18 protein-coding genes are annotated in these 13,889 nt (G+C 63.6%); 4 read left to right on the top strand and 14 right to left on the bottom strand.

Annotated features, from left to right (window positions below; all coding sequences use genetic code 11):
* Nucleotides 1-1,308, top strand: a 1,308-nt coding sequence (locus tag AC5JJ6_RS20210; RefSeq protein ID WP_496043780.1) for a hypothetical protein, incomplete at its 5' end; no start/stop codon positions are given.
* Nucleotides 1,309-1,404: 96 nt separating this feature from the next.
* Complete coding sequence (locus AC5JJ6_RS20215; protein WP_496043781.1) at nt 1,405-3,489, top strand: prolyl oligopeptidase family serine peptidase; 2,085 nt, start codon at nt 1,405-1,407, stop codon at nt 3,487-3,489.
* A 232-nt stretch (nt 3,490-3,721) separates the two neighbouring features.
* On the opposite strand, the gene AC5JJ6_RS20220 is transcribed toward AC5JJ6_RS20215, so the two are convergent.
* From AC5JJ6_RS20220 to AC5JJ6_RS20245, 6 genes are all read right to left on the bottom strand, one after another.
* Entirely contained in the window at nt 3,722-4,357 is a 636-nt protein-coding gene (locus tag AC5JJ6_RS20220) for a phasin family protein (protein WP_496043782.1), read from the bottom strand.
* Nucleotides 4,358-4,468: 111 nt separating this feature from the next.
* A complete protein-coding gene (locus AC5JJ6_RS20225; RefSeq protein ID WP_496043783.1) occupies nt 4,469-5,179 on the bottom strand; it encodes a YsnF/AvaK domain-containing protein in 711 nt (236 codons plus the stop codon).
* 344 nt (nt 5,180-5,523) lie between these two features.
* Nucleotides 5,524-6,027, bottom strand: coding sequence for an MFS transporter (locus AC5JJ6_RS20230; RefSeq protein WP_496043795.1), 504 nt, complete (start codon nt 6,025-6,027; stop codon nt 5,524-5,526).
* Nucleotides 5,975-6,112 carry a hypothetical protein gene (locus AC5JJ6_RS20235; RefSeq protein WP_496043784.1) on the bottom strand — a complete coding sequence of 46 codons (138 nt, stop codon included), beginning with the start codon at nt 6,110-6,112 and terminating at the stop codon, nt 5,975-5,977. Before AC5JJ6_RS20235 ends, AC5JJ6_RS20230 begins: the two co-directional genes overlap by 53 nt.
* A 56-nt stretch (nt 6,113-6,168) precedes the next feature.
* Nucleotides 6,169-6,357: a hypothetical protein gene (locus AC5JJ6_RS20240; RefSeq protein WP_496043785.1), complete on the bottom strand. Its 189-nt coding sequence runs from the start codon at nt 6,355-6,357 to the stop codon at nt 6,169-6,171.
* A gap of 158 nt (nt 6,358-6,515) precedes the next feature.
* Entirely contained in the window at nt 6,516-7,427 is a 912-nt protein-coding gene (locus AC5JJ6_RS20245) for a hypothetical protein (RefSeq protein WP_496043786.1), read from the bottom strand.
* Nucleotides 7,428-7,620: 193 nt separating this feature from the next.
* Between AC5JJ6_RS20245 and AC5JJ6_RS20250 the strand changes: the two genes are divergently transcribed.
* Together AC5JJ6_RS20250 and AC5JJ6_RS20255 are read left to right on the top strand one after the other, a co-directional pair.
* Nucleotides 7,621-7,869 (top strand): type II toxin-antitoxin system ParD family antitoxin, encoded by a 249-nt coding sequence (locus AC5JJ6_RS20250; protein ID WP_496043787.1) that lies wholly within the window; start codon nt 7,621-7,623, stop codon nt 7,867-7,869.
* Nucleotides 7,866-8,174, top strand: a complete 309-nt coding sequence (locus AC5JJ6_RS20255; RefSeq protein WP_496043788.1) for a type II toxin-antitoxin system RelE/ParE family toxin — start codon at nt 7,866-7,868, stop codon at nt 8,172-8,174. Before AC5JJ6_RS20250 ends, AC5JJ6_RS20255 begins: the two co-directional genes overlap by 4 nt.
* Nucleotides 8,175-8,287: 113 nt before the next feature.
* On the opposite strand, the gene AC5JJ6_RS20260 is transcribed toward AC5JJ6_RS20255, so the two are convergent.
* The 8 genes from AC5JJ6_RS20260 to bchZ form a co-directional block, all read right to left on the bottom strand.
* The gene (locus tag AC5JJ6_RS20260) at nt 8,288-8,590 is read right to left on the bottom strand and encodes a helix-turn-helix domain-containing protein (protein ID WP_496043789.1); all 303 of its coding nucleotides are present in this window, start codon (nt 8,588-8,590) and stop codon (nt 8,288-8,290) included.
* Nucleotides 8,591-8,649: 59 nt separating this feature from the next.
* Nucleotides 8,650-8,964 carry a type II toxin-antitoxin system RelE/ParE family toxin gene (locus AC5JJ6_RS20265; protein ID WP_496043790.1) on the bottom strand — a complete coding sequence of 105 codons (315 nt, stop codon included), beginning with the start codon at nt 8,962-8,964 and terminating at the stop codon, nt 8,650-8,652.
* Between the two features lie 215 nt (nt 8,965-9,179).
* Complete coding sequence (gene pufC, locus AC5JJ6_RS20270) at nt 9,180-10,337, bottom strand: photosynthetic reaction center cytochrome PufC (protein WP_496043791.1); 1,158 nt, start codon at nt 10,335-10,337, stop codon at nt 9,180-9,182.
* The gene (gene pufM / locus AC5JJ6_RS20275) at nt 10,337-11,311 is read right to left on the bottom strand and encodes a photosynthetic reaction center subunit M (RefSeq protein WP_496043792.1); all 975 of its coding nucleotides are present in this window, start codon (nt 11,309-11,311) and stop codon (nt 10,337-10,339) included. Before pufM ends, pufC begins: the two co-directional genes overlap by 1 nt.
* Before the next feature lie 10 nt (nt 11,312-11,321).
* Nucleotides 11,322-12,149, bottom strand: a complete 828-nt coding sequence (gene pufL, locus AC5JJ6_RS20280) for a photosynthetic reaction center subunit L (RefSeq protein WP_044427889.1) — start codon at nt 12,147-12,149, stop codon at nt 11,322-11,324.
* A 96-nt stretch (nt 12,150-12,245) separates the two neighbouring features.
* Nucleotides 12,246-12,431, bottom strand: a complete 186-nt coding sequence (gene pufA / locus AC5JJ6_RS20285; protein WP_044427890.1) for a light-harvesting antenna LH1, alpha subunit — start codon at nt 12,429-12,431, stop codon at nt 12,246-12,248.
* A 10-nt stretch (nt 12,432-12,441) separates the two neighbouring features.
* Nucleotides 12,442-12,723 carry a light-harvesting antenna LH1, beta subunit gene (gene pufB, locus AC5JJ6_RS20290; RefSeq protein WP_496043793.1) on the bottom strand — a complete coding sequence of 94 codons (282 nt, stop codon included), beginning with the start codon at nt 12,721-12,723 and terminating at the stop codon, nt 12,442-12,444.
* Between the two features lie 36 nt (nt 12,724-12,759).
* Nucleotides 12,760-13,889, bottom strand: a 1,130-nt coding sequence (bchZ, locus tag AC5JJ6_RS20295; protein ID WP_496043794.1) for a chlorophyllide a reductase subunit Z, incomplete at its 5' end; no start/stop codon positions are given.

The following is a 13,889-nucleotide window of genomic DNA, read 5'->3' on the forward strand; positions in this document are numbered from 1 at the left end:
ACCGACCTTGGAACACCCGGCACCGACCCGGTCTACGGCCGGGGCCTGCTCAACGTCGCGGCGGCGATGGCCCCGGTCGGGACCGCCGGCATTCCGACCGGAACGACGGTCGGCGGGGCCTCCGTGCCGCTCGGCACATCCTCGCTCCGGCTGGGCGCCGCGTTCGGCGATGCCCTTGCGTCCAGCGGGGCGCTGCGGAACGGCATCATGCTGGACGACTACCAGCGGGCCTATGCCGTAGACCTGACGTCCCGCGTCGCCCGTCCGCAACCGCAGCACGATCTGGTCAACTGGCTGGGTGGCGACAGGAACTTCGACTATGTCGCGGCACCGGTCGGCGCCACGGGACAGGCCAGCTTCTCCGACCGCACCATCGACCGCCGAACGGTCGAGCCGACCCGTCAGGGCTCCGGCCGAAGCTTCTCCTTCAGCTCGAAGCTGGGAACGAGCACCGATATCGGCGTTGCTGCGGGCCGCCCGATGGCCGCCCGCTTCGGCGTGGACGCCGACAGCCCCGTCGCCCTCGATACGATCTCCGGCGATCCGGCGCGGTCCGCCTTCCTCGGCCTTGCCGATTCCGGGCGCAACGTGTCGATCCGGACCGACCTTGGCGACGGCGTTTCGGTCGCCACCGGCTTCGCGTCCCGGCGGGAGGAAGACTACCTTAAATACGGCGACAGCCGGTCGTGGAGCGACTATGGCGACCGCGAGGTCGTGATGGGCGAGGTCCGCAAGAGCTGGGACGGCGGCCGCATCGGCGTCCAGTTCGGCCAGTTGACGGAGCGCGGGTCGGCGCTGGACAGCAGCGGGGGGTCCGCCTTCGCCTTCGATGCACCGGTCACCACCCGGTTCGGCGGAGTCTTCGCAGCGCTCGACCTCAAGCTCGTCGAGCTGTTCGGAAGCTGGCAGTACGGCACGACGGCGGACACCCAGCTCGGCAACGGGCTGATCCGCCGGCTGTCCGGGGTGCGCAGCGACGCCTGGACCGTAGGATTTGCCCGCAACGACGTCGTCTCCGCCCAGGACCGGATATCGATCAGCCTGTCGCAGCCGCTCCGGGTCAGCGCCGGGCGTGCCGACATCGACGCTCCGACCGGAACGACCGCCGGCGGCACGGTTCTTCGCGAAAGCGGAACCGCCAGCCTGACGCCGAGCGGACGGGAGATCGACGTGGAACTGGCCTACCGCATCCTGCTGAGCGACAAGGACGAACTCAGCACGGGCGCGCTGATGCAGACCTCGCCCGGCCATGTCGAGGGCGCTGCACCGGCCTTCGCTACGGCGGTGCGCTACAAGCGGCGCTTCTAGCCGGGGTGCATGTTTGTGCATTGAGTGGTTGCGGGCATCAACCGTTTTGGCCGATGCTTCGCAACCACTCAAGACACGCATCCGGGAAAATCCGCCATGACCCTCGCCGATCCGCGCCCCACTCTGGAAGCTCCCGACGACGATCCCTGGATCTGGCTTGAGGAGGTGGACGGGCCGCACGCCACGTCCTGGGCCGATACGCAGACCGCGAAGACGCTGGAACGCTTCGGCGGCCCCGCCTTCCTCAAGGACCGGGGCGATCTGGCGGCGATCTACGACCAGCCCGCCAATATCCCGTTCGTCGCCCGGCGCGGCGACAAGCTGTTCAACTTCTGGAAGGATGCCGAGCACCCGCGCGGTTTGTGGCGGACCACGACGCTGGAGAGTTACCGCACCGAAGCGCCGGAGTGGGACCTTCTGCTCGATCTCGACGCGCTGTCGGAAGCGGAGGGAGAGGACTGGATCTGGGCAGGCCCCGCGACCCTGCCCGCCACCCACGACCGCGCCATGCTGAGCCTGTCGCGCGGCGGCGGCGACGCCACGGTGCTTCGGGAGTTCGACCTGACCACCCGCAGTTTCGTAGCCGACGGCTTCACCCTGCCGGAAGCCAAGGGCGGCGCCACCTGGCTCGACCGCGATACGCTGCTGCTCCAGTCCGCCTACGGTCCCGGCATGGCGACCCGGTCCGGCTATGCCAGGACGGTCCGCCTGTGGAAGCGCGGCGCCGACCCGCTGACGGCCCCCGTCATCTACGAGATCCCCGAGGAGTCGATGGGTGCCGGGGCGCATGTCGACCGGGAAGCGGAAACCGAGACCATCTGGTTCACCGAGCGGATCGCCTTCTTCGACGTCCGCTACTGGATCGGCGACCGCACCGGCCCGAAGACCCAAATCGACGTGCCGACCGATGTCGAGGTCGATGCAAGCCGGGAATGGCTGGCGGCGAAACCCCGTTTCCCGTGGACGGTCGGGGCCAGGACCGTCGCACCCGACAGCGTGGCGGTGATCCGGCTTGACGATTTCCTGGCGGGCGGGCGCGACTTCACGATCCTGTTCGAACCGGCGGAGCGCCGCGCGCTGCAAGGCTTCTTCATGCGCGACGGGCGCATCACCGTGTCGATCCTGGACGATCTGCGCCCGGTGTTCGAGGTGTGGACCCCGCCGGCCGGCGCTCCGGGCGCCGCCGGGGAGTGGTCGATGTCGCGCATCGAGGGACTGCCCGACCTTGGCGTCGCCAATATCTGGCCGCTGGATGTCGAAGAATCCGAGTCCAACGGCGACATGCTTGCCAATGCACAGGACCCGCTGACGCCGCAGACGCTTTTCCTGATCCGCGCCGGCGGCAGTCCGGAACCGCTGAAGCGCGGCCCGGCGGCCTTCGATCCGAGCGGGCTGGTGATCACGCGGCACGAAGCGGTGTCGGTGGACGGCACCCGCATTCCCTATACCCAGGTCGGGCCGGCCGAAGCTACGGGCGACGCGCCGGTACATCTCTATGCGTATGGCGGGTTCGGCATCTCGCAACTGCCGTCCTACAACTCCGCCATCGGCAAGCTCTGGCTGGAGCGCGGCGGCACCAGCGTCGTCGCCAATATCCGGGGGGGAGGAGAGTTCGGCACGGCCTGGCACGAAGCCGGCCGGCGCGAGGGCAAGCGCCTGTCGCACGACGACTTCGCGGCGGTGGCGGCGGACCTCGTCCGCCGGGGCGTCACCAGGGCGGAGCGGATCGCGGCGGAGGGCGGCTCCAACGGCGGTATCCTGATCTCCAACATGCTGACCCGCTACCCGGACCGCTTCGGCGCGCTGTTCTGCACGATCCCGCTGATCGACATGCGCCGCTACACCAAGCTGCTCGCCGGGGCGAGCTGGATGGCCGAGTACGGCGACCCCGACGATCCGGCAGATTGGGCGTTCCTGGGACCGATGTCGGCATATCATACCGCCGTCCCCGGCCAGGACTATCCCCCTATCCTGATCGCCACCACCCGCCGCGACGACCGCGTCCACCCCGGCCATGCCCGCAAGATGGCGGCCAAGCTCCAGGCGATGGGCTACGAGGCTTATTTCTACGAGCCTGCCGCCGGTGGACACGGCTACGGCAAGGACAACACCGAGCGCGCGGGCTTCACGGCGCTGGGCTACAGCTTCCTGCGGCAGGCTATCGGATGGCAGGAGGCTTGATGACGACACCCCTTCGCGTATTTGAACGTACGCAAATGTCATCGTTTTGAGGGGACGGCATCGAAGGTCATCATAGGCGCTCCGCCGGCGGATCCTGAAGGGCAATCCTTCAGGATGGCGAGCGTAGCATAATATTCCTATGATTTCGAGGGCAACCTATGATCTGCGGCGCGAAACAGCGGGGACGGTAAGCAAGTCCTCGCCTATCCCCGCCGTCCTCTTGAAGAACTCCTCAGGAGTTCTTCTCGCTCTGCTGCCGGGCATGCTCGCCGACGCTCTCGGCGGCTTCCCGGGCGACACGAAGCGTCGCTTCGGAAATCCTGACGCCGCTGTCGAGCATGACCCGCACTTCGGCATTCAGCAGCTCGCTCTGCGCGGCCTTCAGGTCCTGCGGGGTCCGTGCGCGCATGATGCTCTTCATGCCGTCGATATTGCACTGCATGGCATTCCGGGTGTAGTCGGCCCATTCGCGCATGATCGACTGGTAGCCTTCGGCCAGCTTGACGCCGGTCTTCATCATGACGCCGAGGTTCTGCTGGGTGCGGCCGGCCAGTTCTTTCGAAGCCCTGTTCTGCATCTCCGACATCTCGCCGGCTTTTTCAGCAGCCTGCTCAGCCACCTGCCCTGCCATCCGGCGGGTCGTAACGGCTGCATCGCCGGCAATCTCCGTCGTGCGCTCGATCGTGCCGCGCATTTCGTCGGCAGCCTTCTGAAGGTTCTGTTCCGCCGCTTCGGCATTGTTGCGGGCGATGTCGCGGTTCGCGGCGTCCACGACCTTCCGCGCGGGCGCGGCACTCGGCTGAGACGCTTCGGCGCCGGCGTCGCGGATTGTCTTCTTGGTGTCGGTCTTATTCATGATAGCGGACATGGATTATTCCTCGGTTTGAAAATTCTCTGGATATGCACGGCTTAAGGTAGCGCACGGGAAGCAGGCGCCGCGGTCCGCCGGACCGTGACGCCTGCTTCCGCGCTCAGCCCGTTAGGACTTCTTGGAACTGACCGACTTGCGGTCGATTTCCTCGACGGTGACGTCCTGACGGCGGACGGTACCGCTGACGGTAACCTCGCGCTCGCCCGCTTCCTTGCTCAGGGCGACTTCCTCGACCAGGTGAGCCTGCTTGGTGACGAGGGGCTTTTCCGAGACTTCGGTCATCTCGACCGTGGTTTCCTGGAACGCCTTGGCGGCTTCATCGGGGTTCAGGACCCGGTCGATCTTCGTATGCTCGACTTCGACGTGCTCCTCGTGGAGGGTCACCGTCTCCTGGACTTCCCGCTCGGTCACTTCGGTCTTCAGGCGCTTGCCGCCGGTGGTGCGGGAGACGCCGACTTCCAGCTCCTCCTCGATCACCTGGGCGGTCTGGCCTTCTTCGACCGTCCGGTCGCCGAGCTTCTCGAGCAGTGCTTCCGGGGTCATCGCCTTGAAGGTGCGCATGGTGGTCAGGCCTTCGTCGGCCTTGTCGTCGGCGACTTCCGCCACGACCAGGGCGCCGCCCTTCTGCATCGCCTTGCCGTATGTCTCGGCCTTGTCCTTGTCGTAACCGGCCTCGACCAGCCGGCTGGAAATCTTGGCGACGGCAACGTCCTGAAGGATCTCTACCGCATTCTTGTTGAGGCCGGCCTTGGTCAGCTCGCCCAGGACCTTGTTTGCGATGTCGCCGTTTTCGAAGAGGCCAATGATGGATGTCGTCATATGAAAATTCCTTGGTGGTGTGGATTTGAGGAGCGGGCCGTCGATCGCCCCGTCTCGCTTATGCAACATAGTATGCTGCACTGCAAAATCATAGGATTATTATTGAAAACAGCTGATTTTAATTTCTTATCAGCAATAAAGTATAATGATGACATTTGGATTTACCGAAGCTGATGAAGGAAATTCTGAATTTTCAAAGGAAATTTATTATATTAGTCATGGAACACATTTAGCGTTATAATTATTTAGCCTCACTCTTTCGCGTTATTTATTTATGGTCTCTATGAAATTTCAGCCTTGCCTCATCCATGGAACGGTCTCAAAGCCGATCCCATCCACCCCCCTCACAGCTTCACCTTCCGCAGTATCAGCGCCAGCGGCACCGCCGATGCCGAGATCAGCATCAGCGTGAAGAACACGTCGATATAGGCCCAGTAGGCCGACTGGGCCGCGACCTGCTGGCCGATATAGGCGATCGCGCGTCCTTGCGCGTCCGCGGCGCCGCCGCCGGCCGACGCGAAGTGGTCGGTGACGGTGCGCAGGGTTTCCTGATAGCCGGGGTTCGACGGGACCACATGCTCGACCAGCCGGTTCTGATGGAACTGCTCGCGGTAGGCCAGGACGTTCTGGGCGGTGGATACGCCGATGGAGCCGCCGACATTGCGGGCGACGTTGATCAGGGCCGAGGCCTGCCCGCGCTTGCTGGGCGGGAAGCTGTCGGCAAGGATCGACTGCGAGATCGGCACCATGCCGCCGCCGGCGAAGCCCTGCAGGACGCGGAAGAACAGGAGCGATTCAAGGTTCCAGGCAAGGCCGCACCATGAAGGTCGCGATGGAGACGACGACAGCGATCAGCCAGGGATTGTGGCTGCCGGCAGCACTTTGGGACGCGTCGAAGCCTCCCCCATCCGCCGTTCCCGCCGCTCCCGTCATCGGACGGCGACCGTCGGCACGACGGACATGCCGGGACCGATCGGGATGTCGCCGGGTCAGCGGTCCACGGTGATCTTGACGGGGATGCGCTGGACGACCTTGATATAGTTGCCGGTCGCGTTTTCTGCCGGGAGGGATGAGGCCGGGTTCTTGGCCTTGCTGGCGTTTTCGTCCTTGTCGTCCGGCTTCCCGGCCTCGGAGCCCGGAACGTCGCGGTCCACCCTGCGCTGCTGGTCGTCGGGCATCTCTGGAACTCCTGGAGCCGGGGCTGGTCTTGGTTGCACTGGCAACGACAAGCGCCAAACAGCCGTTCGGGAGATTCCGTTGTAACGTAAGATGCCGGAGCCCCGGACTGCATCCGAAGATCCGGCATCACTTCACCAGTCGATGCGGCGCTGTCGCCTCAGGCAGGCACAGGGGTTCGCTGAAGCTGGACGGCGGCGTGCTTGACGAAGTCTACGACCTTCCTTTCGAACTCGAAGCCATCCTTGGTGAAGCCATACTTCGGAAGGTGCCACACATAACCCTCACAGGGATAATTGATGTCCATGACGGTGACGCGCGGGTCGTCCACGGATGCGGATGGGACTATTTCGGTGCCGTGCTGCCAGGTCTTGATGCAGACCAGCAGTTTGTTGTCCACGTTCCACCGGCTTTTGACGGCGTCCCATAGCCGGCGGATATCGGAACCGGTGGAAACGGACGGCCGTTGACTGTGGAACACAAGGACCGTCGGTGCTTCCGAGGCCATCATGGTCCGGAAATGATCGAGACGCCGGTTATAGATGTCGATCAACGGCTGGAAATTGCTCTCTCCATAACTTGGACCGGTTTCATGATTGAAACTGACCTTGAGCTTCAGGTTGGTGGTGAAGTTGTTTTTCTCGTCGAACTGAAGATGTGCGGGATCGAGGTACCCTGCGAAATCAGTTTCGAACAGGGTTGCCGTACTTGCGGCCGGATGAACCGACAGGTCGAACGGACCGGATTTCTCGCCGAGCTTGGCGAAAGGCTTCACCCCCCATTGGGTGAGGACGGTCCGGCTGAAGCAATCCTCTCCGATGGAAACGAACTGCACGCCACGGAAATCGCTGAGATTCTTCCGCCGCTCAGCCACCTGATGGAGCATCATATCGAAATACTCGTGGACAAGTGACGATGCGCTGTCCTTTGCCGAGCGAATCGTACTTTCATCACCCGCCGATACTGAAAAACTCTTGCGTGCGGTAAGCGTAAAGATTTCCTGAAGGGTCTTGCTTAGCGCTTTACCTACATAATCTTCGGAAAATTCCTCGTTTTTATAGTCGTTTAGCATCAGTTTTGCTCCAATGTTGACCGTATCTCATCTCGCAGGCGTCATGTTCAATCTTTCATACATAGGCGTTGAAAATTTACTTAACGAGGAAACCGCTTTCCATACGAGCTGAGTTCTTGCCAGACGCAAACGGCAGTTGCCTGTTATGACCCGTCCCGATACTCTATGTCAGAGTTTGACATAGGAGTCCCAGGTGTCAACCAACGTCAGTCTAACGACCGAACTTGAGAATTTCGCCCGGAGTTGCGTCGAGAGCGGACGCTACAATAATGTCAGCGAAGTCGTCCGATCGGGGCTGCGGCTCCTACAGGAGAATGAGGAGCGCCGCGCGCGGTTCGGGGCCATGCTCGATGAAGCCCGTGCCGAGGCCGACCGGGACGGAACCCATGATATCGAAGCCGTCGCCCGTGAAATGGACGATATCATAGCGGCGTCGCGTTGACGTCGGCGGCGACGCTGGCGCCACAGGCCCGGCGTGATCTGCTTGCGGCGGCAGGTTGGATTGCAAAGGAGAATCCATCCGCTGCGATTGCGCTACGAGACGCCGTTGTTGCCGCCGCAACCCGGATCGGAAATCAACCTCGGATCGGCGCTGTGAGAGCCGAGCTTGCGCCGGAATCGATACGGTTTCTGGTGGTGAGCGGCTTTCCATATGTCATCGTTTACGATGCCAGTCGAGAACCGCCGCTGATCCTCCGCGTTCTGCACGGCGCGCGGGAGTTGCCGGAACTGTTGCGGGATCTTTAAGGCGAGAATTAATCACTTTGACCTTTTGTCCTGACACCATGATCGGGGGTCGAAAACGTGGTCTGTCCCTGATTTCTCATCAAGATGGCCTTGCTGAATATGAAGCGTGTGGTTTACCGCAGGGCCGACAAGCCCTTGCGGTCTACAAGGTCGAGCAATTTCGCTGCGGGACCGCTGGGTTTCTTAAGCCCCTGCTCCCACTGCTGCACGGTGGTCTTGCCGACACCCAGGAAGGCAGCGAACACGGCTTGACTCACCTGATTGCGGGCGCGGATCTGCTGGACGTCCTCTGCGGAAAGGATCCGCTTGGGCGGGAGGCAAAGAGCGTCGAATTTCCACATGGTGATATTATCCACGTGGCCGGCGTCATGAAGCCGTTCTGCCGACTTATGGACATTGTCGAGAATTCTGCTCATGCGCAAACGACCTCCATTATCAACCTTTTCGTCTCATGGCTGTCCAATACAACGTCGGACTACTTCATATATTGGTCGCCAAGCATCTGTAGAGCCAGTTTTTCTTTTTTGGTGATGTTGTCTTTCTCGTTCTTGGCAAATCCATGGAGGAAGACCAATCGGTTACCTTGTCTATGGGCAGCGATAGTCCTATAGCCGCCTCGCTTGCCATGGCCCGGTGCCGCGACTCTTTTCTTGATCAGGAAGCCCCCTAATCTGGCATCCACGAGGCCGCTTTCGATCTCGGCGGCGGCGCCGCAGAGCACCACATCCGTAACCCCTTCATGCAGCGTCCAAGCGTGAAATTCGAGGTCTTTGAAAATCCTGATCGTCAACTTTTGTATCACTCAGTGATATAATTTTCAAGCTCATCATGGAGAAGGGCAAAGAACACAGGAGTGTGTTTTTGTACAGAAAAGGAACTCAGGAATGAAGGCACGGCGCCAACATGTCGCGGCGGTGTCAAGAAGTGCAACAGGCACAAAAAAGCCGGAGCCCCAGACTGCGTCCGAGACTCCGGCCCTTCGCCTCACCTCTCCCAGCCGCACGCCTACTGCGCCGGCTGGCCCGACGCCGGCGGCTGCGCCAATCCCGGCGTCTGCGCCGGCCCCGGCTCGGGAGCTACGGGCGACGCCGGCTGTACCGGAACGCCGGTCACTCCCCCAGCCTTGGCCAGCTCGGGGTAGTCTTTCAGCATGCTGACGCCGTAGAGCGGCTTGTAGACGCCTTCGTGGCAGGTCGAGCAGGCGACTTTCGGCACGTCGCCGAGCACGCCCAGGCGGTTGGCGGGGAAGACGCCTTGCAGCGGTTCCAGGTAGTCGGCGTTGAGGCCGCGTGTCATCTGGATGCCATGCCAGGCGGTCGTCCGCGTCGGGCTGCTCTGGCTCCAGTCGCGGAAGGAGCGGCTGTTGTGGCAGTAGGTGCAGTTGACGCCCAGTGATTCCGACATGTGGATCATCAGGCTGTAGGTCCACTCGGTCTGCTTGATCGAGCTGCGGTTGCCCGACGGCAGCGCCGTGTCGGAGGCGACGCGGATGCCGGCGTCCTTGCCGCCGCCCGTCAGGAACGGGGTCAGCGGGTCGAAGGGCAGCGAGGCCAAGCCCGCCAGCAGCGCCGGCTGGTTCTGGCCGGCCGGGTTGCCGAGGACGCCCCTTGCGTGCGGCTGGCCCGGTTCGTTGAACCAGACTTGGGACGGGACCGGCTTGCCGCGATGGCAGGTGTAGCAGGTGACGCCGGTCTGGGCGACGTGGGGCTGCCAGTTGACGTTGATGTCGCGCGTCATCTGGAGCATCCGGCGGGCGACGACCTTGGTATAGAGCGAATCGGACGACAGCTCCTCGCCCTCGGCGTGGCAATAGGTGCAGCCCTGCTCGGGCGATACCCATTCCGTCATCGCCGTCATGACGCGGATGAACTCGTTCTCGTTCAGGTCGCCCAGGACCTGGACGTTCTGGTAGACCTCCGACGCCGGAGCGGCGTCGGGATCCGCCGGGTCCTGCGGCGCCGGAACCTGATTGGCGGCGGCCAGGGTTTCCAGCCGCGCCGGGTGGAAGTTCTGCTCCAGCGCCACGCCCCGGTAGCCGGTCTGTACGGTGACGACGGGCGGATACTCGAAGGTGAACAGCAGACCGGCGCCCAGCACGACCGCGAATACCGCCGCGATCCGTCCGATCAGGCTGCGAAGCGCCTCCTCACGGGTCATCTTCATCATGGCCTCCCTTGCAGGAGGGCCGGGTCGGTCACGGCCGGGAAGAGGTGCGGGTATTCCGGTGCCAGCCCGTGCTTGACGCCCCAGAGGAACCAGTTATCCACCACCGTCCCGGTCAGCAGGATGCCGATGCCGCCGGTCAGCGGGCAGAGCACCGCGAACCACCACGCCCAGCGGTGGATCGATTCAGCCGTGGCGTTGAAGCCCATCGTCCAGCGCCAGAACAGGGCGCCGCGCTCGAACGCCGTTCCCCGGTCGACGATCTGCTCGACCTCCCGCTCGCCGCCGAACCGGCTGATCGCCAGCACGGTGGCGCCGTGCATCGCGAACAGCAGCGTCGATCCGTAGAGGAAGACGATCGAGAGCATGTGGAAGGGGTTGTAGAACAGGTTGCCGTAGCGGATGGAGAAGGCCGCCGTCCAGTCCAGGTGGGGGAAAATCCCGAAGGGCACCGCCTCGGCCCAGCTTCCCATCAGGACGGGCCGGATAAGCCCTAAGACAAGGTACAGCCAGATCGCGGCGGCGAAGGCCCAGGAAACGTGGGTGCCGATGCCGAGCGCCCGCGCCCTTCGATACGTTCGCAGCCACCACAGCAGGATCGAGGTGGTCAGGAAGAAGCCCGTCATGATCCACCAGCCGCCTTCGTCCAGCGGCGGCAGACTGAGGCCGTAGACGGGAGCCGGCGGCTCCAGCGCCAGCCAGGGCAGTTGCCGGAGGAACTGCACGGGGTCCCAGTTGACGGAGGCCCACATGTTGAGCCCGATGATCTCGAAGGCGATGACGCCGCAGAGGATCGAGGCGAGGCCGGTCCAGCCCAGGTAGACCGGTCCCAGCTGCGCGTCGCCGATCCGGCCCAGCAGGTGGACGAAGCGCGGCTTCCACGACCGGACCCAGGGTCCGCGGGTCAGGGGCACGCCGGCATAGGCCGGGCCGCGCACCTGTACTTGGGTGAAGATGTTCTGATATTCCACCATAACCGCCTCCTCAGCGCCAGATCGGAAGGTCGAGCCACCAGTTCCACCATTCCGGCCAGCCTCGGGTCCAGAAGGGGCCGCTGATGATGATGCACACAGCACTCCAGAAGCCGGCGTTCAGCGCCAGGAACAGGCCCAGCCGGTGGATGCCGAGCGTGCCGATCGACCAGCCGATGGTGTCGCGGAAGAAGGTGTTCTCGTGCTCTGCCGTCTTGACCACTTTTTCGTAGGCCGGCGGGTTGGCGGCGGCCAGCACCAGCGAACCGTGGAGGGAGAGCGCGAAGGTGGTCGTGAAGAAGAAGCTCACGGCCAGCATGTGTGCCGGGTTGTAGTGGAAGTGCAGGTACTGGTATCCGACGTTCGACACCCAGTCCAGATGGCTTAGGATCCCATAGGGGAAGCCGTGTCCCCAGGCGCCCAGCAGCACCGGCCGGATCACGACCAGCGAGAAATAGGCGAAGATCGCGACGCCGAAGGCGACCGGCACATGCAGGCCCATGCCGAGCTTGCGGGCGATTTCAGCCTGCCGGAAGGCCCAGGAGACGAAGGCGCCGAGCGCGCAGATCGTTATGATCTGCCAGAGGCCGCCTTCCCTCAAGGGGGCGGCGCCCAGGCCGTATTTGAGATCGGGAGGTGCGATGTTGATCTGCCAGACGTTCCAGGTCGGACCCAGCGAGGCGGCGTAGAGGATCAGTCCGGTGCCCAGGAATGAAAAGAAGATCGTCAGGACGCCGAAGAAGCCGACATAGAACGGCCCGACCCAGAAGTCGAAAAGATCCCCCCCGATAAGCGTCCCGCCGCGGACGCGGTACTTTCTCTCGAAATTCAGCATGGCCATGGCCGGTTTCCCCGTATTTGTTGGCCCCGCCCGAGGCGGGAGAGGCCGGGGGGATTCCCCGGTCTCACCCGTCTGTCCGTTCAACCCCTGGGGTCGTCATTTGCCCGCGGGAAGTGGCGCCATCTGTGAGGTGGCGGTACGGGCCGTGTGCGGACCGTCCAGCCAGTTGAACCGGTCAGTGCTGAGCAGGATGAAGTGGATCAGCAAGGCCAGTGCGAACAGGAAAGTGAAGAGGGCGATCAGCGTCCTGCGCGGATCGAACAGCAACCATACACGCCACATGACGGCCTCCTTATGCGATGAAGCTCTTGATCGAGTCGAACGCGACGGTCACGCCATCATGCAGGGCGCCGTCCATCAGGGACGAATAGCCCTGCGGTCCCGGCAGCCAGGGACGCCACAACCAGACGAGGATGTGGGCCATGAAAGCGACGCCGACGAAGATGGCGAAGCTCTGCATGAAGATTTTGTGGAACTCCCTCGCTTCCGGTTCGGTGAGCCCTGACAGCGACACGTCGGGGGTTCCCCGGTCGGAAGGCAGGCGCCCACCACTACTGCTCGTGGTGTCAGACATCTACAGACCTCCTGGTAAGTGGCTGGACGGTCATGGCTAGTGAAGGACCGTCTCGCCATGGACGCGCGAAGTTCGCGCTTCTGGCGCCGGGGCGGGACGATGTCCCGCTCCGGCGGATGAATTGCCGCCGAGGTGCTCGGCGGTTACTCGGGATGCGCCGGCCTGCCGGGCCGAACGTTCGGCCTCGTCGCGCAGGCGTTTGGCGGCCGAGATTCGGATCAGGACGGGCTCGGCTTCCACCAGCTCGTCGAGGGCTGCCCGCGCTTCCTCGTCCCACGGCAGTTCGGCGTGGAGACGGGACGGCGTCGCATCGACCTTGTCGAGGTCGGTGCCGAGCGGCAGGATGTTGAAGAGCGCGTCGAACAGCGCGTTGCAGACTTCCTGGATGACATAGGTAGCACCCGCGTAGCCCATGAACGGCGTGCCGGTATGGCGGCGGATGATCGCTCCGGGGAAGGATGCGGGAATGTAGACCGCCTTGGGGCCGGGGCGCGATCCGGCTTCCGCCAGATACATGCGCTCGTTGTAGCTGCCGAAGAGGATCAGCGGCGTCTTCGTGTGGACGAGGTTGCGGACCTCCGCGTTGTCGGTCTTGGCCCCGGCGCAGCGCGACACCGCGAAGGTGCAGGGAAGCCCCATTTCCTCTTCCAGGAAATGGCGGACGCCGCGCGTGTAGGTCTCGTTCGCGACGATGGCGAAGCTGGCCGTGCCGAAGAAGTCCTGGGTGACGGAGCGCCACAGGTCCCAGACCGGCTTGATGGTGGTCAGCTTCTCCCGCTCGATGAACGGCTCGGGGTCGAGGCCGAGGATTTCGCCTAGCGTGCGGAGGAACTTGGTGGTCGAGTGCAGGCCGATGGGAGCCTGGAGATAGGGCTTTTCCAGGGATTCGCAGAGCAGCCGGCCGAACTCCCGGTACAGGCAGACATTGGCGTCGGCGTCGGCCAGACGCGGCACGTCGTTCAGGTGGCTGCCCATCGGGAAGGTCAGGTTGATCTCCGCCCCGATGCCTTCGACCAGCCGGCGGATCTCCGCCAGGTCGGACCACATGTTGAAGGTGCCGTAGATCGGGCCGACGATGTTGACGCGGGGCTTGGCGCCGTCCGGCCTGGGCTTCGGAGCCGCTTTGCGCTTGCCCCGGAACTCGGTCCACAGCCAGTTCAGCGCGC

Source organism: Skermanella sp., assembly GCF_059503625.1.